The organism is Cellulophaga fucicola, from assembly GCF_900119145.1.
In the GTDB taxonomy this organism is placed as follows: domain Bacteria; phylum Bacteroidota; class Bacteroidia; order Flavobacteriales; family Flavobacteriaceae; genus Cellulophaga; species Cellulophaga fucicola.
This window is the reverse complement of sequence record NZ_FPIY01000004.1, coordinates 41,219-62,355: the sequence shown is the minus strand read 5'-3', so window position 1 is coordinate 62,355 and position 21,137 is coordinate 41,219. Positions and strand designations below refer to the sequence as shown.

General features: G+C 33.6%; 20 protein-coding genes. 13 read left to right on the top strand and 7 right to left on the bottom strand.

The window, feature by feature from the left end; translation table 11 throughout:
- The first annotated feature begins 199 nt into the window (after nt 1-199).
- The 3 genes from BT107_RS13275 to BT107_RS13265 are packed head-to-tail and all read left to right on the top strand — an operon-like array spanning nt 200 to nt 2,009.
- Nucleotides 200-763: a DNA-3-methyladenine glycosylase I gene (locus tag BT107_RS13275; RefSeq protein WP_072304309.1), complete on the top strand. Its 564-nt coding sequence runs from the start codon at nt 200-202 to the stop codon at nt 761-763.
- A gap of 1 nt (nt 764) precedes the next feature.
- Nucleotides 765-1,355: a hypothetical protein gene (locus BT107_RS13270; RefSeq protein WP_072304308.1), complete on the top strand. Its 591-nt coding sequence runs from the start codon at nt 765-767 to the stop codon at nt 1,353-1,355.
- Nucleotides 1,356-1,370: 15 nt separating this feature from the next.
- On the top strand, nt 1,371-2,009 hold the full coding sequence (locus BT107_RS13265; RefSeq protein WP_072304307.1) for a tetratricopeptide repeat protein: 639 nt from the start codon (nt 1,371-1,373) through the stop codon (nt 2,007-2,009).
- Between the two features lies 1 nt (nt 2,010).
- On the opposite strand, the gene BT107_RS13260 is transcribed toward BT107_RS13265, so the two are convergent.
- The 5 genes from BT107_RS13260 to BT107_RS13240 all read right to left on the bottom strand — a co-directional run bounded on the left by BT107_RS13260 (nt 2,011) and on the right by BT107_RS13240 (nt 9,269).
- Nucleotides 2,011-2,988, bottom strand: a complete 978-nt coding sequence (locus BT107_RS13260; RefSeq protein WP_072304306.1) for a LuxE/PaaK family acyltransferase — start codon at nt 2,986-2,988, stop codon at nt 2,011-2,013.
- Between the two features lie 102 nt (nt 2,989-3,090).
- Entirely contained in the window at nt 3,091-3,423 is a 333-nt protein-coding gene (locus tag BT107_RS13255) for a T9SS type A sorting domain-containing protein (protein ID WP_072304305.1), read from the bottom strand.
- Nucleotides 3,424-3,580: 157 nt separating this feature from the next.
- Entirely contained in the window at nt 3,581-3,892 is a 312-nt protein-coding gene (locus BT107_RS13250) for a T9SS type A sorting domain-containing protein (protein ID WP_072304304.1), read from the bottom strand.
- Between the two features lie 232 nt (nt 3,893-4,124).
- Nucleotides 4,125-6,350 carry a hypothetical protein gene (locus tag BT107_RS17630; protein WP_211435265.1) on the bottom strand — a complete coding sequence of 742 codons (2,226 nt, stop codon included), beginning with the start codon at nt 6,348-6,350 and terminating at the stop codon, nt 4,125-4,127.
- A gap of 93 nt (nt 6,351-6,443) precedes the next feature.
- Nucleotides 6,444-9,269 carry a TonB-dependent receptor gene (locus tag BT107_RS13240; protein WP_072304302.1) on the bottom strand — a complete coding sequence of 942 codons (2,826 nt, stop codon included), beginning with the start codon at nt 9,267-9,269 and terminating at the stop codon, nt 6,444-6,446.
- A gap of 179 nt (nt 9,270-9,448) precedes the next feature.
- Between BT107_RS13240 and BT107_RS13235 the strand changes: the two genes are divergently transcribed.
- Together BT107_RS13235 and BT107_RS13230 are read left to right on the top strand one after the other, a co-directional pair.
- Entirely contained in the window at nt 9,449-10,138 is a 690-nt protein-coding gene (locus BT107_RS13235; protein ID WP_072304301.1) for a response regulator transcription factor, read from the top strand.
- A complete protein-coding gene (locus BT107_RS13230; RefSeq protein WP_072304300.1) occupies nt 10,138-11,193 on the top strand; it encodes a sensor histidine kinase in 1,056 nt (351 codons plus the stop codon). The genes BT107_RS13235 and BT107_RS13230 overlap by 1 nt, the downstream gene beginning before the upstream one ends.
- On the opposite strand, the gene BT107_RS13225 is transcribed toward BT107_RS13230, so the two are convergent.
- A complete protein-coding gene (locus BT107_RS13225) occupies nt 11,118-12,221 on the bottom strand; it encodes a glycosyltransferase (protein ID WP_072304299.1) in 1,104 nt (367 codons plus the stop codon). The genes BT107_RS13230 and BT107_RS13225 overlap by 76 nt on opposite strands.
- Before the next feature lie 70 nt (nt 12,222-12,291).
- Here BT107_RS13225 and trmB point away from each other — a divergent pair, with 70 nt between their 5' ends.
- The 7 genes from trmB to BT107_RS13190 all read left to right on the top strand — a co-directional run bounded on the left by trmB (nt 12,292) and on the right by BT107_RS13190 (nt 16,965).
- Nucleotides 12,292-12,963, top strand: a complete 672-nt coding sequence (trmB, locus tag BT107_RS13220) for a tRNA (guanosine(46)-N7)-methyltransferase TrmB (RefSeq protein WP_072304298.1) — start codon at nt 12,292-12,294, stop codon at nt 12,961-12,963.
- Between the two features lie 3 nt (nt 12,964-12,966).
- Nucleotides 12,967-13,599: a LysE family transporter gene (locus BT107_RS13215; protein WP_072304297.1), complete on the top strand. Its 633-nt coding sequence runs from the start codon at nt 12,967-12,969 to the stop codon at nt 13,597-13,599.
- 2 nt (nt 13,600-13,601) lie between these two features.
- The gene (locus BT107_RS13210; protein WP_072304296.1) at nt 13,602-13,937 is read left to right on the top strand and encodes an MGMT family protein; all 336 of its coding nucleotides are present in this window, start codon (nt 13,602-13,604) and stop codon (nt 13,935-13,937) included.
- 170 nt (nt 13,938-14,107) lie between these two features.
- The gene (locus BT107_RS13205) at nt 14,108-15,256 is read left to right on the top strand and encodes an Mrp/NBP35 family ATP-binding protein (protein WP_072304295.1); all 1,149 of its coding nucleotides are present in this window, start codon (nt 14,108-14,110) and stop codon (nt 15,254-15,256) included.
- Between the two features lie 5 nt (nt 15,257-15,261).
- Nucleotides 15,262-15,501 carry a NifU family protein gene (locus BT107_RS13200; protein WP_072304294.1) on the top strand — a complete coding sequence of 80 codons (240 nt, stop codon included), beginning with the start codon at nt 15,262-15,264 and terminating at the stop codon, nt 15,499-15,501.
- Nucleotides 15,502-15,577: 76 nt separating this feature from the next.
- On the top strand, nt 15,578-16,636 hold the full coding sequence (locus tag BT107_RS13195) for an NAD(P)/FAD-dependent oxidoreductase (RefSeq protein ID WP_072304293.1): 1,059 nt from the start codon (nt 15,578-15,580) through the stop codon (nt 16,634-16,636).
- Nucleotides 16,636-16,965, top strand: a complete 330-nt coding sequence (locus BT107_RS13190) for a 2Fe-2S iron-sulfur cluster-binding family protein (RefSeq protein WP_072304292.1) — start codon at nt 16,636-16,638, stop codon at nt 16,963-16,965. Before BT107_RS13195 ends, BT107_RS13190 begins: the two co-directional genes overlap by 1 nt.
- 89 nt (nt 16,966-17,054) lie before the next feature.
- Here the strand turns inward: BT107_RS13190 and BT107_RS13185 are convergent, their stop codons facing one another.
- Complete coding sequence (locus tag BT107_RS13185) at nt 17,055-18,794, bottom strand: ABC transporter ATP-binding protein (protein ID WP_072304291.1); 1,740 nt, start codon at nt 18,792-18,794, stop codon at nt 17,055-17,057.
- 159 nt (nt 18,795-18,953) lie between these two features.
- Here BT107_RS13185 and BT107_RS13180 point away from each other — a divergent pair, with 159 nt between their 5' ends.
- Nucleotides 18,954-21,137 (top strand): acylase, encoded by a 2,184-nt coding sequence (locus BT107_RS13180; RefSeq protein WP_072304290.1) that lies wholly within the window; start codon nt 18,954-18,956, stop codon nt 21,135-21,137.

The following is a 21,137-nucleotide window of genomic DNA, read 5'->3' as shown; positions in this document are numbered from 1 at the left end:
GTTTGTTATTTAATTGGCTGCAAAAGTAGTGGCAGCAACAAACTGAAAAATGTTAGTTTTTAACATTAAAGATAGACTTAACTTTAACTTTATATTTTGATAATATTGGTTAGTATTTATTTGCTGTTAGTTTATTTTTAGAGAAAAAGTGGTTATCAGTAAAACTTAATATATCTTTAAAAGTATAAATAAGAAGAAAATGGAAAAGCACAGATGTGGTTGGTGTTTAGGAGATGATTTGTATGAGGCATATCATGATGAAGAGTGGGGAACTCCTGTAAAGGATGATAAATTGTTATTTGAGTTTTTAATTTTAGAAACTTTTCAGGCTGGTTTAAGTTGGATAACCATATTGCGCAAACGAGAAAACTTTATAAAAGCATTTGATAATTTTGACTATAAAAAGATAGTAGATTATAAGCAAGATAAAATTGATCTTTTGTTACAAGATGCAGGTATTATAAGAAATAAGTTAAAAGTAAATTCTGCTATATCTAACGCTGAGGCTTTTATTAAGGTGCAAGAAGAATTTGGTAGTTTTAGTACATATATATGGAGTTTTGTAAACAACAAGCCCATAAAAAATGCGTTAACTAATTATAAAGAAGGACCAGCTAACACGCCGCTGTCAGATACTATTAGTAAAGACTTAAAAAAAAGAGGATTTAAGTTTGTTGGGAGTACTGTAATATATGCATTTATGCAAGCTGTTGGTATGGTTAACGATCACGAAATTAGTTGTTTTAGGTATAAAGAAGTATAGTATGTTTAGATTAAAAAAGATTGGTTTTTCTATTGTTTTGTTTTTTTTCTGTGTGATAACAACTGTAGCACAAAATAAAATTGAAAGAGAACATAGGATTTTAAAATCTCAGTTTCCTGAGATACGTTATGCTAAAGAAACATTAGGAGATAATGTAAAAAAAATAAAATACTATAAAGAAGTAGGCACAGAAAATGTTGTGTTTACTGCTAAGTTTAAAAAAGTTAAATTACACTATCAAATGCAATATTCTAGTGAGGGCGACTTACAGAATATAGGGTTTAGGGTAGAAGAATTAGATTTTCCTGCTGAAGTCCTTTTGAATATAAAATCACAATTTAATTCGTCTTTAGAAAATTATAAAATTCGTAGAATGTACCAGCAGTATCCCGTAACTTCTAAAGAGGACGAGGAAAGTGTTTTTAAAAGTGCATTTCAGAATTTAATAACATCTAGTATAGAGTATAAGTTTGTGGTAAAAGGAAAAAAAGATGGAGATAAAGTATATAAAGAATTTTGGTTTAATGCAGATGGAGCACTGCTAAGAGCTAGAAATATGCTACCAGCAAATTTTGATAGAGTATTGTATTAATAGTAAACAAAGTATATGAGGAATAGTTTTTTAATAGTAGTTCTTTTTTTAAGTTTAATAAGTTGTGGTAATGGAGAAAAGTCTGATCTTACTAAGCAATTAGATATTACAACAGCTAGTGACGAGTATCTAAAAGGGAATGTAGATGCTGCTAATAGTTTAATGGAGAATTATGTAGTAAAAGAAAAACAAAACGAGTATGCTTGGACACTTTTGGGTAATACATATATAGCTTTAGAAGATGATGAAAAGGCTAGAAATGCATTTGATAATGCAGTAAAAATAGACCCTAATATGGAAGAAGCGGTTACAGGTCTAGGAATTGTAGAGCGTATGGCCGGTAATTATGAAAAAGCAGCTAAGTTGTATGAAAGGGCTATAGAAATAAACCCCAAATATGCAGAAGCTTATTCTAGTTTGGTTGTAATTTATTTAAAACAAAAAGAGTTTGCTAAAGCAACAGAAGTAGGGGTAAAGAGTTATGAGTTAGATAAAGGAAATCCTGTTATTGCGGCTAACTTATGTGTTGCATTTCATTATGCAGGAGATTCAATTTCTAGAGAAAAATATTTTAACGAAGCTAAAATTAATGGTTATAAAAATTTAGCGGGTATTAGAGAAATTATAGATGGTGAGTTAACTGTTTTTGATTAAGTTATAGTACTAGTAAATTACAGCCTCTAATATCAGAATTATCAAACCTGCCAATAATTTCAAAACTATTGTCTTGGTGTACCTTACCTAAATCTTGTGTAGCTATAAAAGAGCAAGAATTTATATTGGCAAGATCTATAACATTTATACCTCCTGTTTTACCTGTAGTTTGTAGTGTTAATGGGTCTTCCGGGTCTCTAGTTAGTATTTTCATCCAAGGCGGAGTGTTAAAAATGCCATTTCCTTTAGAGTAGCCTTGAGATAATAACTCGGTCATTCCGTATTCAGAATGTATTTCTGTAACACCAAACCCTTTTTGTAGTTCTTGGTGTAGTTCTTCTCTAATTAGTTCTTTTCGCCTCCCTTTCATCCCTCCAGTTTCCATAACTATGGTGTTTTTAAGGTTTAGGTTGTATTGCTCGGCAACATCTAAAAGGGCAAAGGAAACACCTATTAAAAGTACTTTTACACCCTTTTTTTCTAAGGCTTGTAGTTTGGTAACAAGTGCATCAATATTATTTAAATAAAAACCGCTATCTGGGTGGTTGCTCTTTTTTATAAGGTCATCTGCCATATAAATTAAAGAAGAACCTTCTCGTTCCAAATAAGATGGTAATAGTGCTAAAACACAATACTCCCTTATATCTCCGTAAAAATATTTAAAACCTTTTAAGTAGCTATCTATATATACTTGTACATTAGAAACATAGTGTTTACTTGTAACTGTGCCGGTTGTACCGCTACTGCTAAATGTAATTTCTGGAGTAGCATTTTGTATTAGTACCTTTTTAGATTTAAAAAACTGAATTGGTAAAAATGGAATATCTGTATAATTAGTAACAGAAACTATGTTTTTATTAAGGAGATTACAAAACTCCTGATAAACAAGGTTGCTTGTATACTGAAATTTAAATACAGCTAAAGCAGCGGCATTAAATTCGTCTTCAGTTTGTATGTTAAATATAGAGTCTGTATTCATTTTTACAATTAATAGTGCAAAAGTAAGCAACTACTTAGTTGTAGAAAACAAAAAGCCCTAACAAGTTGTTAGAGCCTTTATGTGGTTGTCTGGGTTTAATTTTTATTTTACAACTAATTTGCGTGTAACTGTTTTTTTATTTTCTGTAACCTGCATTAAATACATACCAGGTATTAATTTCTCTATATTTAATTGCTTGGCAATTATTCTTTGTTTTAAAACCACTTCTCCAAAAATATTATAGACTACAATGTCTTTCGCTTTGTTTTCTTTTGTAGTAATATAAACTGTGCGTTCTGCAACAGGATTTGGGTATAGTTTAAAATCTGCAATTTGGGGAATATCGCTGTTTTGCATAGGAAAGTTAACCACCTTTTCTTGGGCAGAAACTAGTAGGCAAGACGTCATTAAAAACAAAATGTAGATTTTCTTCATTCTTTGCTGATTTGGGTTTAGCTCTGTAAATGTAGAATAAGTAAAGGCCTAAAAATATTTAATGTTGTGAAAACAGATTTTTTGTAGGTAAAATCGGCTTTTGTTGATTGTTAGATAATATAATTAGGAAAAAGGAGTTGTGTCGATGAACTACAACTTATTTAATGATAAGCTTACGTGTTGCAATTTTATCTTTTTCAAAAATACGAATTACATAAACACCAGCATCTAAATTAGAAAGGTCTAATTCCTTGCCAATCAATTTTGTTTCTAACGCTTTTGTACCTAAAACATCAAAAATTAATATTTTTTTTGGAGCATTTTTCTTAGTGCTAATGTAAATTTTTCCATTAGTCACAGGATTAGGGTAAAGCTTTAAACCTTCTATATCAGAGCTAGTCTTAGTGTCTTGCCCAAAGGCAGCCACTGTAGAAAATGCAAAAAATAAGACAAGGTATAAGTGTTTCATATAAAGCTGTGTACAATAAATATACTACAAATATACTAAACTGTAACTTTTTACGTTGTATAAAATTTAACATTTTCGATAAAAGGAAAAAACAAACTTTTTTGAAAGTTATTTCTTTCAGATTTTACATATGTTTTTTTACTCTAATATTTTGTGCTACACCAATTTTTGATACAAAAAAACCGCCTAAACTTAGTCTAGGCGGTTCATTTTAATGTATGTTTTTTATGGCTTATAAACCAACTGTCCAACCAGTAGCCCAGTCAGGAGTAGCAGCACCATTACCAGCACCAGTTGCAGTACCTTCTGTGTAGAAATCTTGCTTAGCACCTGTGTAATCAGTTTCAACAAATCCAGTTGCTTTAGCGTCAAATTGGATGTTAGTAATAACTAAATCACCAGCTTCAATTCTTGTTGCTGCAGGAGCATCTGTACTTTTAACTTTAATTCCTAAATCAATTCCAGAAGTGTATAAGTTATCAATTGTGAATTTTCCACCACCTTCTTTGTAGTAAAGTGCACCTTCTGTAACAGGACCAACAACAGTAATGTTGCTTAATGTAGTTGTAGTTACAGGATCTACACCAGCAGGTTCTTCTGCAAGGTTAGAACCTTCTATACCAGCAAAAGCAGCTCCAGAGATATACCAAAATTCTCCGTTACCATTCCATCCGTCAGCAAAGTCAATACCGTCATCACCAGAGTTAGTAGACACTAAGTATTTACCAGTAACAGTACCACCAAAGAACTCAATACCATCATCGTTACCGTTGTAAGACTGTATATACTCTACAGTAGTCTCAGAACCAACACCAAATAAAGATAAGCCGTTAAACTCTTTAGAGTTTGTAAAAGTTGCGCCAGTGTACTCTAAACGTAAGTAAGTAATAGAACCAGAATTATCATCTGCAACAGTACCACCATAAGTTAAATCTGCAACTTCAGAAGTAACAGCAGTACCTTTGTTTGTTGGAGCTTTACCACAAACAACTAAACCACCCCAATCACCAGGAGCAGGAGAAGCCTCACCAGAAGTCATAACTACTGGCTCTGTAGCAGTACCATTTACAAATATTTTACCACCTTGTGCAACTGCAATGTAAGAGCTAGTTTGTCCTGTAGCTTCAATAACAGTACCAGCAGGTATAGTTAACTCACCACCATCTAATATTTCTAATTTACTAGTAAGTAAGTATTTTACGTCTGCTTGTAAAGAAACAGCAGAAGTAATTGTACCTTCTAAGTTAGATTCTGTAACACCGCTGTTATCTAAACCTCTTGTCCAACCAGCAGCCCAATCAGGAGCAGCAGCACCATTACCAGCACCAGTTGCAATACCTTCAGATATAAAAGATTGGTTAGCGCCAGTGTAATCTGTTTTTTCAAACCCATCTGCTACACTTGCAAACTGCATGTTAGTAATTTTTAAAGCTTCAGCTTCAATTCTTGTTGCTGCAGGAGTATCTGTACTTTTAACTTTAACACCTAAGTCTGTACCAGCAGTGTAAAAGTTATCTATTGTGAAGTTTCCGCCACCTTCTTTGTAGTAAAGAGCACCTTCTGTAACAGGACCAACAACAGTAATGTTGCTTAATGTAGTTGTAGTTACAGGATCTACACCAGCAGGCTCTTCTGCAAGGTTAGAACCTTCTATACCAGCAAAAGCAGCTCCAGAGATATACCAGAAATCTCCATTACCATTCCAGCCATCAGCAAAGTCAATACCGTCATCACCAGAGTTTGTAGACACTAAGTATTTACCTGTTACAGTACCACCAAAGAATTCAATACCGTCATCACCACCGTTATAAGACTGTACATACTCTACAGTAGTACCAGAACCAACACCAAATAAAGATAAACCGTTAAATTCTTTATCATTAGTAAAAGTTGCACCTGTGTATTCTATACGTAGGTATTTTATAACACCAGAATTATCATCACTAACAGTACCACCATAAGTTAAATCTGCAACTTCAGAAGTAACAGCAGTACCTTTGTTTGTTGGCGCTTTACCACAAACAACTAAACCACCCCAGTTACCAGGAGCAGGAGAAGCTTCACCAGAAGTCATAACTACTGGATCACTAGCTGTACCATTTACAAATATTTGACCTCCTTGAGCAACAGCTATATATGATGCTGTACCACCAGTAGCTTTAATTACAGTACCTGCAGGTATTGTTAATTTACCACCATCTAATATTTCTAATTTACCTTTTAATTCGTATTCTAATGAAGCATCTAAGGTTAATTCATCGCTAATTTCTCCTTCTAATGCTGTAGAAGCACATGGTTGACAAGAAGATCCTCCACAGTCAACTCCTGTTTCATCTCCATTTTGTATGCCGTCAGAGCAAGTATTTTTGTCGCCAGAGTCGTCATCACTACTACATGATACCATTACAGTTCCAAGAACTGAAGCGATCATCATAAATTTTAAGAAAGTTTTTTTCATTTTTCCGTTTGTTTAATAATTTAATGCGAATTAAGACTTTGGTTGTTAACCAGTTGTTAACTCAGTTTTATATAAGTGTAACTATACTATTAATTAAAAGTTATATGACAAAGAAAGTTTTACGTTAGCACCTCTTTTGTAAGATAGTACTGTAACATCTTGTTCGTCTTGGAATCTTTCTACAGATGGGTTTAATATATTTTTAGCAGAAAGTCCAATTCTAATGTTTTCATTTAGTTGTGCTTTTGCTATAAAATCTAAAGAACCAAAACCTTTATCAACCAAGTTGCCTTTTCCTTGTACTCCTAAAGCGTATATTCTGTCTGAAAAATAGTTGTAAGCAATTGTAGTTGTAATGTTTTTGTTTTTACTGTAGTCTTTAGAAAAGCTAATGTCTCCGTTTAGTAACAAATCAGACGCTCCAGTTAAGCCGTCTTCCTCATTAGAAAAGTTTACGCTTAATGGAAAGCCAGCAGCGGTAGTTTCTTCAATTATCTTATCAGGGTTTAGCTCTTGATTTGTATTCATGTAAGATGCATTAAAGCCTGCAGATAATACAGTTTTTAATACGCTGTCTTCAGTATCTTTTTCTGTAGCAAAAAGATCTTTTCTTACTTCTAGTTCTACACCGTATGCTTTTGCCCAGTCACCAGAGTTTACGTAGCTAATTACGTTAGATGCAGAGTTAATTGTAATTTCATTAATAGGGTTTTCAATATATTTACCAAAAACACCTAATGAAATAATTTCACTAGAGTTAGGGAACATTTCCCATTTTAAGTCAAAGTTGTAATCTGTAGAAGCGTATAAACTTGGGTTACCAGTGTAAGTTGTTGTAACATCTTCAAATAAGAATAATGCTCTTTCTTTAAATTGTGGTAAGGTATATGTTTTACTAGCTGCAAACTTTAAGTTTTGCTTATCGTTTAGTTCATATTTTAAAGATAAAGCAGGTAAAAATTCTGTTTTTTCAAATTCATTAGAATCTCCCGCTGGGTCTATAGATGTACTCCAATCTATACTTTGATTAATTTGCTCTACGCGTAAACCTGCAATTAATGTAAATTTAGGATTAAAAGCATACTCTAAATTAGTATAAGCGGCGTGTATATCTTGGTTACCATTATAAGTTTGTGGTTGTAATGCAATTGGGTTATTGGCATTACCTCTAAAGGTACTTAAGCTAAATAAGCCTGCATTTAAGTTCTCTTGAGTAAAATAAGCATCTAAATTGTAAGGGTCAGTAATAATAGGTTGTGGTATTGTAGACCCATCATTATTTCTTGTATTTATATTAAAGTTAAATTGAGTAGCTTCAAAATCAACTTCTTTAAATCTTCCGCTATAACCAACAGTTAATTTACCGTCATATAAATCATCCTCATTTTTCTTAAACTTATAAGTTGCAGATAAATTAGCAGCTAATTCATCTTCAGTTAAGTCTTGATAAAACCTGTGGTTATCAGAGTTACTAATAGATCTACGGAAAGATTTTGGTCCGTTTGGCTCATCCCAATCATCAGGAGATAGTGTAGTTTGTTTTCTGTTAGGAATACTACTTTCTACAGTGTTGTATGATGCTCCCCAATTAACCTCTAATTGTTCTCCAATTTTATGATCTCCTAATAATTGATTTACAAAAAGAGAAGTTCTTTCAAAAGTTCCTCTTTGTATTAAACCACCGCCTTCTGGCGCGTAATCAAAAACATTAATAACACCATTGTATTCTTGTTGTTTTTGAGTAGAAGTGTTTACGTATAAAGAGTTATATTTAATTGATGATCTACCTATTGTATAACCAATATTAGCCATTAATGTAGAGTTTGTGCTATACTCGTAACTAGTATAGTCAAAATCTTTAGCAATTAAGCCACTAGGAGAAGTGCTACCTCTTGCAACACCTTCTTTATATTTGTAGTCGTTATCAAAAGTACCAACAGCAAAAAAGCTTAATTTACTTTGCTCACCTAAGGTATAAGAATCGCCACCAGATAAAGATAGGCTAGTAACTATAGGTGTAGGAGCAGATTCTCTGTCCCAGCTGGTTGTGTAGTTGTAATTGTTTAATGGAAAATCTGGATAGTCATTAGTATAAAAACCATATACATCTGGGCCATCGTTTAAATAAAAATCACTTTCGCCAATAGCTTCAGTGTTAATACCAGTACCAACTCCTAGTTGTAAAAATCCAGATCCTTTATAGTTTTTTGAAGAAATATCAATATTTGCACCTGCAAAGTCACCGTAGTTTTTGGCGTTATATGTTTTATCAATACCAATATACTCAACAATATCAGTAGAAAAAATATCTAAATCAATGTTTTTTCTAGAAGGATTATTGGTTGGTAAAGGCAATCCATTCATTGTAGTAACGTTGTAACGATCTCCTAAACCACGTACAAAAACACTACCAGAACCTTCTTGTTTAGAAATACCAGTTGTTTTGGTAACAGCAGTAGCAACATCACTAACACCTTTACGTGCTAATTCTTGTGCGCCAATTGCAGTTTTCATTTCTACAGCTTTCTTTTGATCTAGTAATAAAGCTGTTTCAGAATCTTTTCTTGTAACTGTTGTAATAACAATTTCATCTAACATCATTCCTTCGTTAGCTGCCATTGGTACATTTATTGTAGTAACCTTGCCCGCAAGAACTGCTACATTTGGTATTTCTACTGTTTCATAACCAACATAACTAAATTGTATAGTGTATGTTCCTGGCTCTAAATTTGCAATCTCATATAGCCCATCAAAATCAGATGTAGCTCCTTTAGTTGTTCCTTTAATTAATACGTTAGCAAATGCCAACGGGTCGTCATTCATTTCCTTGTCTGTTAGTTTCCCAACAATACTTCCGGTTTCTTGTGCCCTTGATAATAAGCATGTTAAAAGGCAAAAAGTCAATAATAAAAGTCTCATTAATTTCGTTTAATAGTTGCGGCAAAGAACGTGTCAACCTGTAAACGTGATGTTACCTACGTGTTAAGAATTTAATTCTTAATTGTTATTTAAATGTTACGATATTAAATGAATGTTAACCGGCTTTGAAGTATAAGTATTATCTTTACTTTTGGCGAAATAACCAATAAGATTTAAAAATGAAAAAGAAGGATATTAAGATACTTTTAGTAGACGACGAACCGGACATTTTGGAAATTGTAAGCTATAATCTATCTGCAGAAGGATACGAGGTTTTTACAGCAAAGAATGGGGTTGAGGCTGTTGCTAAAGCAAAGAAAAAACATCCTCATTTAATTATTTTAGATGTAATGATGCCAGAAATGGATGGTATTGAAGCGTGTGAAATTATTAGAAGTACACCTGGTTTACAAAACACCATTATTACCTTTTTAACGGCTAGAGGAGAAGATTATTCTCAGGTTGCAGGCTTTGATGCTGGTGCAGATGATTATATTACTAAGCCAATTAAACCAAAAGTTTTGGTTAGTAAAGTAAAGGCTTTGTTAAGAAGAATTAAGGAAGACGATGCTGCAGAGCAAGAAGATATAGTACAAGTTGGTAACATTATTATTAACAGAGAAGAGTACAAGGTTATTAATGACGGTCAGGAAATTGTATTGCCTAGAAAAGAGTTTGAGCTTTTAGCATTACTAACCTCTAAGCCTAATAAAGTGTACAAAAGAGAGGTTATTTTAGATAAAGTTTGGGGTAATGAGGTTGTTGTTGGTGGTAGAACCATAGATGTGCACATTAGAAAACTTAGAGAAAAAATAGGAGACGACCATTTTAAAACCGTAAAAGGTGTAGGTTATAAGTTTGTTTTATAATGGCAAAAAGACTAAAAAAGTCATATAAATTCGCTTTTCGTTCATCACTATTTATTGTACTAACACTAACACTGTTTTTAGGATTATATATGCATTACGCAGCTACTATAGAGTGGCTGTTTTTAGTGTGTTTTGCAATAGTAAGTTTTGGCGTATCATTTTTAATAATACAGCATAGAGTAGAGCGCTTCATATATAGAAGAATTAAAAAAATATATGATGACGTTTCTCTGTTAGAGTCTACCTCTTTTTCTTCGGCACCAATTACTACAGATATAAAAACCTTAACAGAGGAAATTGAAAAATTTGCTAAAGGAAAAAAAATTGAAATAGATACTCTTAAGATTAGAGAAGAGTATAGAAAAGATTTTCTTGGTAATGTATCTCACGAGCTTAAAACTCCATTATTTACTGTACAGGGTTATATTTTAACCTTGTTAGATGGTGCTATGGACGATAAAAAAGTAAGAGAGAAATACTTAGAACGTGCTAATAAAGGTGTAGAACGATTAATTTACATTGTTAAAGATTTAGATATGATTACCAAGTTAGAGGCTGGTGGTCTTAGTATGGAGTTTGAAGATTTTGATATTGTAGAATTAATACAAAACGTTTTTGATTTGCTAGAAATGCGTGCTGCTAAAAAGCAAATTACTCTAACTTTTGATATGGAGTACAAAGAGCCAATACTAGTTAGGGCAGATAAGGAGCGTATGCAACAGGTGGTGTCTAATTTATTGGTAAACTCTATTAAATACGGACACATTAATGGTACAACAGAAGTTAGCGTAGAAAACCTTATAAAAAATAAAGTAATTGTACGTGTTACAGATAATGGCGAGGGTATTTCTAAAGAACACTTGTCTAGACTTTTTGAGCGTTTTTACCGTGTAGAAAAAAGTAGAAATAGAGAAGTTGGTGGTTCTGGTTTAGGATTATCTATTGTAAAACATATTATAGAGGCGCACAACGAAAAAATTTACGTAGAAAGTGTTGTAGATGTAGGGTCAGAGTTTTCTTTTACTTTAGAAAAAACAGTAAACAAAGTTGAGTAATCTACCTCGGCTTTAATCTTTTTTAATCCTTGGTAACCCTTAATTTTCTTTAGTAATTCTAAGGTAAAATCTTCTTGGTTGCAGGTTGGTGCAATCCCTTTTTTATCTAAGCGTTGAGCAAGGTATTCTTGCTCAAACTGGCCAGGAGTAGGTATAAAAAAAGCTTTCTTTTCTAGTTTAGCTAAATCCATTATGGTTGTGTAACCAGATCTACATAGGATATACTTACTCTCGTTAATAGCACGTTCTAGTGCTTTAGAGCTCATATAATTGTAAATAATAGTATTACCTCTTAAAGAAGATATTTTTTGCTCATCTTCTATAATTCCTTTTACAAATAAAACATCATCTGGATAACCAATAAGCTCGTCAAATATTTTTTCTTCAAGCATAGATCGTTGTGGCTCTGGGCCAGAGAGAAGCACCATTAAATCGTACTTTTTAGGGGTATCTGTTTTGGTAAATCTGCTTAAAGGCCCTAAGTATTTAATTTTAAGTTTAGTGTTTTTTAAATGTCCCAGCTTGCCCGAAAGATTGGGTTGCTTTTTTGTGTCTGGAACCCAGCACTCATCAAACTTTTTAATAATATTTTGGTGCAACTTAGTCGTCATCCAAGTTGTATTTCCTGTAAGCACGTTTAGTTGATGTGTTATAAAAACACTAGGCACTTTTTTGTAGCATACACCAAGTCGGTTATCAGAAATAATACCATCTATATTAAATTCTTTTACGAGTTTTTTAGTCTGCTTTTTTTCTTTTTGTATTGCTTTTAGCATTTTTGGAGAATCCCAAAGTAGTTTTATTTTAAAGTTCTTACCATTTTTGGCGTATTTTATTTTATACGATGGTAACTCGTGAAATTCTAAGCCTGGAAATTCCTTTTTTAAAAGGTTAAGCGCATCACCATCAGATGCAATTACGGGTGTAAAACCCTCAGACAACAAAGCATTAATTATTGGAATGCACCTAGTGGCGTGCCCTAAGCCCCAATTTAGAGGAGCAACCAGTATACGTTTGCTTTTATTCATAAGCATAAAGAAACTACTATAAAAACATAAATAGATTTCCTTAGCTTTGCCAAATCATTAAATTTATGTTGTGGGAAGTAAAAACAAACTAAAGAGGTTTAAGGAGAATGAAACGTTTGCAAACGTAATTCAGCCAACAAGAGAAGAAATTGTGGACCAAACATTTGCATTAAAAGGCAAGTGGAATACTTTTTTTAAGAACGATAATCCAATTGTATTAGAATTGGGTTGTGGTAAAGGAGAGTACACTGTTGGTTTGGCAAAACAAAGTCCTGACAAAAATTTTATTGGTGTAGATATTAAAGGTGCTCGTTTTTGGAGAGGTGCTAAAACTGCTATCGAGGAGGAGATGAACAATACTGCTTTTATAAGAACGCAGATAGAGTTAATAGATCAGCTTTTTGCAGAAGGTGAAGTTTCTGAAATTTGGATTACTTTTCCTGACCCGCAAATAAAATACAAGAGAACAAAACATAGGTTAACTAACGAGGCTTTTTTAGCTAAGTACAGGCAAATATTAAAGCCAGATGGTGTGGTTAATTTAAAAACCGATAGTGAATTTATGCACGGTTACACATTAGGTTTGTTGCACGGTAAAGGTCTAGAGGTAATTTACGCCAACCATGATGTATATAAAAACGAAGGAAGTCCAAAAGAAGTGTTAGAAATACAAACTTTCTACGAAAATCAGTATCTTGAAAAAGGAAAACCAATAACCTATATTAAATTTAGAGTCAATTAACCAATGACACACTTACTTATTCTTTTTTTTGCTACGTTTTCTGGAGCCTTTATGGCTACAGTGCCCCCTGGCTTGCTAAATATGAACGCTGCAAAAATTAGTGTAGAAAAAGGCAAGTTAAACGGTATTATTTTTAGCATTGGTGTTTCTGTAACAGTAATTTTACAAGCCTACATAGCTGTTGTAATATCTAAGTTTTTACATAATAACCCAGATTTTGTGGGGGTATTGTTAAAAGTAGCTTTGGCAGTTTTTGCACTTTTAGGAATCTATTTTTTTGCAATGGCAAGAGAATGGATAAAACCTAAAAAGAAGGTAAAACCAAAAATTAGTAAACGTAATAGCTTTTTTAAAGGGGTATTTTTAGCAGCAATAAACCTACTTACAATTCCGTATTACAGTGGAATGAACGCAATGTGGAAAGCCTCTGGTTGGATTAAGTTTCAGGTTTGGGATATACTTGTATTTATTTTTGCTGCAGGTTGTGGTACGTTTGCTGTGTTGTATTTATACACTGTTTACTTTAATAAACTAGAGAAAAAATCTAATGGGTTTTCTAAAAACTCTAATTACATTATAAGCGCTTTAATGCTGTTGCTTTTTATTATAACTTTAGTAAGAGTTTACAATCACTAAAAATGGCAGCAGATAATCAGAATTTTTTTGAAAGAGTATATGCTGTTGCAGAGCAAATACCATTTGGCAAAGTAACCTCTTACGGTGCTATAGCAAAGTACTTAGGTGCAGCTCGTAGTGCTCGTATGGTAGGTTGGGCAATGAATGCTTCTCATTTAAAAGACGAAATACCTGCGCATAGAGTTGTAAACCGTAAAGGATTGTTAACAGGTAAACATCATTTTGATGGAACCAATTTAATGCAACAATTACTAGAGAACGAGGGTATTGTTGTTATAGATAGCCAAATACAAGAGTTAGATAAGCACTTTTGGGATCCGTTTATAGAACTAGAATAAAGGACCTGTTATTTTCTAAATAATTAAAAATTAAGGCTTATTAAAGTATAGAGTAAACTGATAAAAGTATGTTATATTTCAATTCTGCGGCTTCATAATCTCACACCTATACACTATCTTTGCAATTTAGAATCAGTTTAAGTAAAAAGCTGAAAAAGAAAGTACTATACATGAAGCTAAATAAACAAGATGTCTATAAGGCATTAGAGAAGATTACGGTTCCTGGTGAAGGTAAGAATATGGTAGAAAGCGGAGCTGTAACTAACGTTATGGTTTTTGGAGATGAGGTAGTTGTAGATGTAACTATTAACAATCCAAGTCTACAAGCACGTAAAAAGACAGAGGTTGAGATTTTAAAAACAATACACGCAGAAGTGTATGAGAAGGCTAAAATTACAATTAATGTAAAAGTTGGTGCTGCAGCCGTTAGTGAAAAACCAAAAGCAAACGAAATAAAAGGGAAGCCACTTCCTGGAATAAAAAATATAATAGCTGTAGCTTCTGGTAAAGGAGGAGTAGGTAAATCTACAGTAACAGCTAACCTAGCAGTAACTTTAGCTAAAATGGGCTTTAAAGTTGGGTTATTAGATGCAGATATCTATGGGCCATCTATGCCAATTATGTTTGATGTTGCTCAGGAAAAACCTTTAGCAGTGAACATAGACGGTAAGTCTAAAATGAAACCTGTAGAAAGCTACGGAGTTAAATTACTTTCTATTGGCTTTTTTACACAACCTAACCAAGCAGTTATTTGGAGAGGACCAATGGCGTCTAAAGCATTAAACCAAATGATTTTTGATGCACACTGGGGAGAAATAGACTTTATGCTAATAGATTTACCTCCGGGAACAGGAGATATTCATTTAAGTATAATGCAAGCAATGCCAGTTACTGGTGCTGTTGTTGTAAGTACACCACAAGAAATTGCTTTGGCAGATGCACGTAAAGGTGTAGCAATGTTTCAGCAAGATTCTATAAACGTTCCTGTTTTAGGAGTTGTAGAAAATATGGCGTATTTTACTCCAGAGGAGTTGCCAAATAATAAATATTATATTTTTGGTAAAGAAGGAGCTAAGCATTTATCTGAAGATTTAAAAGTACCTTTCTTAGGAGAAATTCCTTTGGTACAAAGTATAAGAGAAGCAGGTGATGTAGGTAGACCAGCAGCAATGCAAGAAGGTACGCCAATAGAAGCAGCTTTTGAGGCTCTTACAAAAAATGTAGTGCAAGAAGTAGTAAATAGAAATACAGATTTACCACCTACAGAAGCTATTAAAATAACAACTATGGCGGGTTGCTCGCCTGTTAATAAGCAGTAATAGAGATGACAACAGAAGAGGTAAGAACTAACGTAGAGAAAGCATTAGAAGAAATTCGTCCATTTTTACAGAGTGATGGTGGCGATATTTCTCTAATTTCAATAGATAATGACACTTCTGTAAAAGTAAGGTTGGAGGGTGCTTGTGTTGGTTGTAGTGTTAACCAGATGACACTTAAGAGTGGTGTAGAAATGACTATTAAAAAGTATGTGCCACAAATAGAAGAAGTAATAAACGTAGGTTAATTAAGGCTGATAAATATCATATTATTAGCATAACAACTTCTGTAATTTTACATTTATTTTTTAAGAATATTTTTACATGATTAAGACAGATATACTAATTATAGGTGCTGGGCCAACAGGACTTTTTGCTGTTTTTGAAGCAGGATTATTACAATTAAAATGTCATTTAATAGATGCTTTGCCACAAGCAGGCGGACAATGTTCAGAGATTTATCCTAAGAAACCAATTTATGATATTCCTGGTTTTCCAGAAGTATTGGCTGGTGATTTGGTAGATAATCTAATGGAGCAAATAAAAGCATTTCAGCCAGGATTTACATTAGGAGAACGTGCAGAAACTATAGAGAAACAAGAAGACGGATCTTTTATAGTAACCACAAATAAAGGTACTAAACACCACGCGCCAATTATTGCAATAGCGGGTGGCTTGGGTAGTTTTGAGCCAAGAAAACCATTGTTAGAAAACTTAACTAAGTTTGAAGATAATGGTGTTGCCTATATGATAAAAGATCCAGAGGTTTATCGTGATAAAAAAGTAGTTATTGCTGGCGGTGGAGATTCTGCTTTAGATTGGAGTATCTTTTTGGCTGATGTAGCTGCTGAGGTTACTTTGGTACATAGAAGAAATGAATTTAGAGGAGCTTTAGACTCGGTTGAAAAAGTGCAGCAACTTAAAAATGCAGGTAAAATTAACCTTGTAACACCAGCAGAAATTGTTGGCTTAAGAGGTGGTGATACGCTTACAGCTGTGGAAATTAAAAAAACTGGAGAAGACGAAAATATTATTTTAGAGGTCGACAGTTTTATAGCCTTGTTTGGTTTGTCTCCAAAATTAGGACCAATAGGAGATTGGGGTCTAGAAATAGAGAAAAATGCCATTAAGGTAGATAATGCATTAGATTACCAAACTAACATACCAGGTATTTACGCTATAGGCGATGTTAATACGTATCCAGGGAAATTAAAACTAATATTATGTGGTTTTCATGAAGCTACATTAATGTGTCAAAGTGCATATCAAAAAATATACCCAGACAAAAAATATGTAATGAAATATACTACCGTTGGTGGCGTTACAGGTTTTGATGGAACTAAAAAAGAGTCGCCAAAAGCAGTTGTTAAAGCAATAGAATAATGAGTGATATTAAATTAAAAATAACAGACAGAGAAGGTGTTTTACACGAAGTAGATGCACCAACTGATATGAATATGAATTTAATGGAGGTTGTACGTTCTTATGAACTTGCTCCAGAGGGTACAATTGGTATTTGTGGTGGTATGGCTATGTGTGCTTCTTGTCAATGTTATGTTACATCTAGTCACGATTTACCAGAAATGTCTGATGATGAAGATGCAATGTTAGCGGAAGCCTTTAATGTAAAAGATAATAGTAGGCTGGGTTGTCAATTACATATGACACCAGAACTAGACGGATTAGAAGTTGAGTTGGCTCCAGAGAGTTAATCAATTTAATTTAAAATATAAAAAAAGCTCAAATTCTAGAAATTAAGAATTTGAGCTTTTTTGATTTATATAAAGGCAAGAAATTTAAATTATATTCTTGCTTGGTATGTAAATAAATTAAAATAACGACCTTCTTTTGCTATAAGCTCATCGTGAGTTCCACGTTCTGCAATTTCTCCATTTTCTATAACTAATATCTTATCAGCTTTACGTATGGTGCTAAGTCTATGCGCAATAACAAATGTGGTTCTTCCTTCTGTTAAAGTAGCTAAACTTTTTTGTATTAAAGCTTCACTCTCAGTATCTAAGTTAGAAGTAGCTTCATCTAAAATTAATATTTTAGGATTGGCTAAAATAGCTCTAGCAATTGCAATACGTTGGCGTTGTCCGCCAGATAGCTTAACACCACGTTCGCCAATTAGTGTTTCTAAACCATCATCAAACCTATCTGTAAATTCGTTTACGTAGGCAGCATTAACGGCATTTAATAATTCTTCTTCACTAGCATTTGGTCTAGGAAAAAGTATGTTGTTACGTATGGTTCCTTCAAACAGAAAATCGTCTTGTAAAACAACACCCAAATGTTGTCTAAAACTGTTTAAATCAACCTTAGATAAATCGTTGTCATCTATTGTAATGCTACCATCGGCCGGATTTAAAAAACTAGCAGCCAAACCAGCAATAGTAGATTTTCCTGAGCCCGAACTACCAACAAGAGCAACTACTTGCCCAGAGCTAACTGTAAAGTTTACATTTGTTAGAACTTCTTTGTCTTCTTCGTAAGCAAAGGATACATTGTTAAACGCAACATCACCCTTAATATCTTCTAAAATAATAGTACGGTCTTTTTCGTCTGCCTCAGCGGTCATATTCATAAGTTCCTCTGTACGGTCTAAACCTGAAAGGGCTTCTGTAAGCTGACTACCAACGTTACTCATCTGTACAATTGGCGCTACCATTAAGGCTAATAAAAACGTAAACTGAAAATACTCACCCGTTGTTAAGTCGCCCGTGATTAGTAAATAACCACCATATCCCATCATAATACCAGTTGTGGCAAGTCCTAATAAAAAAGTAGAAGAGCTTGTCATTACAGCAGTTGCGGTTAAGCTCTTTTTTACATTTTCATACAATTTAGCAACACCGTCTTCAAAAATTTTATTTTCTTGTTCCTCTGCATTAAATCCTTTTATAACTCTAACTCCGCTTAATGTTTCTGTTAGCCTACCTTTTACTTCTGCATTTATTTTTCCTCTTTCTCTAAACACAGGACGTATAATTTTAAATGCTTTTAAAGAAATAAAAGCAAACAGAATTAAAGGAATAAAAGCCATAACCGTCATTTGTAAACTAATTTGTACTAGTAAAACAACAGAAACTACAGCGGTAATTGTACCGCCAACTAATTGTACTAGACCAGTACCTATTAGGTTACGTACACCTTCTACATCGCTCATTATTCTAGAAACTAAACTTCCAGATTTATTATTGTCAAAAAAGCTAATAGGTAAAGACAAAACCTTTTTTTGTACTTGTGCGCGCAATTCAGATATTAAATATTGTGCCTGTATGCTTAGTACTTTTGTGAGTAGAAAAGAGGTAACTGCTTGTATAAAAAACGCAGCAATTACAACTGCAACTATAGTTTTTAAAAAGTCAATATCTTTATTTGGTACAATATCATCCATTAAATATTTAAGAGATATTGGAGCAACAAAACTTGCGGCCTTACTTATTACAATTAATAAAAGTCCTATAAAAACAAGTTTGCGTCTTGGCCAAATAATAGTTTTAAATGCGGTTAAAATGCTTACTTTTTTCTCTGCCATCTTTGTATTTTCAATTTATATGCAAGGTAATTTAATTCTGTGTCAATTATAGGGTAGTGCTTTATTAATGCTTTATCAATCTAAAAAAACCATTAAAATTTAGTTTTTAAAACAGAAGTCTAGTATTTTCACACAAACCGTTTTAATAGCTCCATCAAAATGAAAATTTTTCTATCTACTCTGTTTATTCTTTGCTTATTAATTAGTTGTAAAGAAGCTCCTGAAAAAAATAAAAATTTAGATCGTTGGCAAGTACATGCAGATAATACAACTATAATTAGAGATGCTTACGGTGTGCCACATATTTATGGTAAAACAGACGCAGATGCAGTTTTTGGATTGTTATATGCACAATGCGAGGACGATTTTAACCGTGTAGAGCAAAATTACATATGGGCGACTGGTAGGCTGGCAGAGGTAGATGGCGAGGAGGCTTTGTATAGCGATTTGCGAGCTAAGTTATTTATGACAGAAGAACAGGCAATTGCAAATTATAATAAGAGTCCGCAATGGTTAAAAGAGTTATGTAATGCATTTGCAGATGGTGTAAATTATTATTTGCATACACACCCAGAGGTTACACCTAGATTGTTAACTAAGTTTGAGCCTTGGATGCCAATGTGCTTTAGTGAAGGCTCTATTGGTGGAGATATAGAACGAATTTCTACGCGTAAAATAAAGGCTTTTTATGAGGGTGATATGGAAATCCCTGAAGCGACAGAATTAAAAATTGAAGAAGAAAAAGCAGAGTTAGAACCGCAAGGATCTAACGGAATTGCAATTTCGGGCGACTTAACACAATCTGGAAATGCAATGCTTTTAATTAATCCGCATACCTCATTTTTCTTTAGAGGAGAAGTGCACGTGGTTAGTGAAGAAGGCTTAAATGCATATGGAGCTGTTACTTGGGGTCAGTTTTTTGTGTATCAGGGATTTAATGAAAAAACTGGTTGGATGCATACCTCTACTTATACAGACGTTATGGATGAGTTTAAAGAAACTATTCTTAATCTAGACGGCAAATTAAAATACCAATACGGAGAAGAACTTAGAGATGTAGTTGAAGATTCGGTTGCATTAAAATACAAATTGGGAGATAGCATTCATCAAAAAATATTTAAAACATATAGAACACATCACGGACCAATTACACATAAAGCAGATGGGCAATGGACGGCCTCTGCAATGATGTGGGAACCCGTAAAAGCGTTAGAACAATCTTACATTAGAACAAAACAAGATAGTTATAAAGGTTTTAGAAAAATGATGGACATACGCACAAACTCATCTAACAATACAGTGTACGCAGATGCAGAAGGTAACATAGCTTATTTTCACGGAAATTTTGTTCCAGTTCGCGATACTGTTTTTGATTATACCAAACCTGTAGATGGGAGCAACCCACAAACAGACTGGAAAGGTTTACATACCGTAGATGAAAATATTTTGTTGTTAAACCCAGAAAATGGTTGGTTTCAGAATTGTAACTCCACACCTTATACTGCAGCATTAGAGTACAGTCCTAAAAAAGAAAACTATCCTAACTATATGTCTAAAGACCAAGAAAACTTTAGAGGTGTACACGCAATAGCTTTGTTAAAAGACAGAAAAAATTATACACTAGACAGTCTTATAAAGTTAGCACATGATCCCTATTTGCCAGCGTTTGAAAAACTAATTCCTGGATTAGTAGAGGCGTATGATAAAACTGATAGAACAAAATTACTTGGTGCTCCTATAGAAGCTTTGCGTAACTGGGATTTTAAAACCTCAAAAGAATCTGTAGCAATGACACTGGCTCATTATTATGGCACTATGTATGGTAAAAACGGAAAAAGACCAGGTAAAATGACAGATATGGAAGCAATGACTTATTTTGGAACAGCGTCTCCAATGTCTGAACGTTTGTCAATTTTTAGAGCGGTTATAGAAAGATTAGAGTCGGACTTTGGAACTTGGAATATTCCTTGGGGAGAAGTAAACAGGTACCAACGTTTAAATGGTAATATAAAACAAGCTTTTAATGATGATAAACCAAGCGTACCTGTAGGTTATGCTTCTGGTCGTTGGGGAGCTTTAGCAGCTTATGGCGTAAGTTATACCAACAACACAAAAAAAATATATGGTACGCGTGGCAATAGTTTTGTAGCTGCGGTTGAGTTTGGAGATACAATAAAAGCAAAAACTATTTTGGCAGGCGGGCAAAGTGGAGATCCTACTTCGCCACATTTTAACGACCAAACTGATGCGTACATAAATATGCAATTTAAAACCGTAGCTTTTTATAAGGATGATGTTTTAAAACAAGCAGAAAAAACATACCACCCAGGAGAAGTAAAGTAA

Bases quoted from the DNA above. Each gene is read 5' to 3' on its own strand.
- BT107_RS13185 (WP_072304291.1), bottom strand. From the start codon at position 18,794: ATGGCAGAGAAAAAAGTAAGCATTTTAACCGCATTTAAAACTATTATT.
- BT107_RS13265 (WP_072304307.1), top strand. From the start codon at position 1,371: ATGAGGAATAGTTTTTTAATAGTAGTTCTTTTTTTAAGTTTAATAAGT.
- BT107_RS13235 (WP_072304301.1), top strand. From the start codon at position 9,449: ATGAAAAAGAAGGATATTAAGATACTTTTAGTAGACGACGAACCGGAC.
- BT107_RS13195 (WP_072304293.1), top strand. From the start codon at position 15,578: ATGATTAAGACAGATATACTAATTATAGGTGCTGGGCCAACAGGACTT.
- BT107_RS13190 (WP_072304292.1), top strand. From the start codon at position 16,636: ATGAGTGATATTAAATTAAAAATAACAGACAGAGAAGGTGTTTTACAC.
- BT107_RS13200 (WP_072304294.1), top strand. From the start codon at position 15,262: ATGACAACAGAAGAGGTAAGAACTAACGTAGAGAAAGCATTAGAAGAA.
- BT107_RS13230 (WP_072304300.1), top strand. From the start codon at position 10,138: ATGGCAAAAAGACTAAAAAAGTCATATAAATTCGCTTTTCGTTCATCA.
- BT107_RS13215 (WP_072304297.1), top strand. From the start codon at position 12,967: ATGACACACTTACTTATTCTTTTTTTTGCTACGTTTTCTGGAGCCTTT.
- BT107_RS17630 (WP_211435265.1), bottom strand. From the start codon at position 6,350: ATGAAAAAAACTTTCTTAAAATTTATGATGATCGCTTCAGTTCTTGGA.
- BT107_RS13270 (WP_072304308.1), top strand. From the start codon at position 765: ATGTTTAGATTAAAAAAGATTGGTTTTTCTATTGTTTTGTTTTTTTTC.
- BT107_RS13275 (WP_072304309.1), top strand. From the start codon at position 200: ATGGAAAAGCACAGATGTGGTTGGTGTTTAGGAGATGATTTGTATGAG.
- BT107_RS13260 (WP_072304306.1), bottom strand. From the start codon at position 2,988: ATGAATACAGACTCTATATTTAACATACAAACTGAAGACGAATTTAAT.
- BT107_RS13240 (WP_072304302.1), bottom strand. From the start codon at position 9,269: ATGAGACTTTTATTATTGACTTTTTGCCTTTTAACATGCTTATTATCA.
- BT107_RS13255 (WP_072304305.1), bottom strand. From the start codon at position 3,423: ATGAAGAAAATCTACATTTTGTTTTTAATGACGTCTTGCCTACTAGTT.
- BT107_RS13225 (WP_072304299.1), bottom strand. From the start codon at position 12,221: ATGAATAAAAGCAAACGTATACTGGTTGCTCCTCTAAATTGGGGCTTA.
- BT107_RS13205 (WP_072304295.1), top strand. From the start codon at position 14,108: ATGAAGCTAAATAAACAAGATGTCTATAAGGCATTAGAGAAGATTACG.
- BT107_RS13250 (WP_072304304.1), bottom strand. From the start codon at position 3,892: ATGAAACACTTATACCTTGTCTTATTTTTTGCATTTTCTACAGTGGCT.
- BT107_RS13210 (WP_072304296.1), top strand. From the start codon at position 13,602: ATGGCAGCAGATAATCAGAATTTTTTTGAAAGAGTATATGCTGTTGCA.
- BT107_RS13180 (WP_072304290.1), top strand. From the start codon at position 18,954: ATGAAAATTTTTCTATCTACTCTGTTTATTCTTTGCTTATTAATTAGT.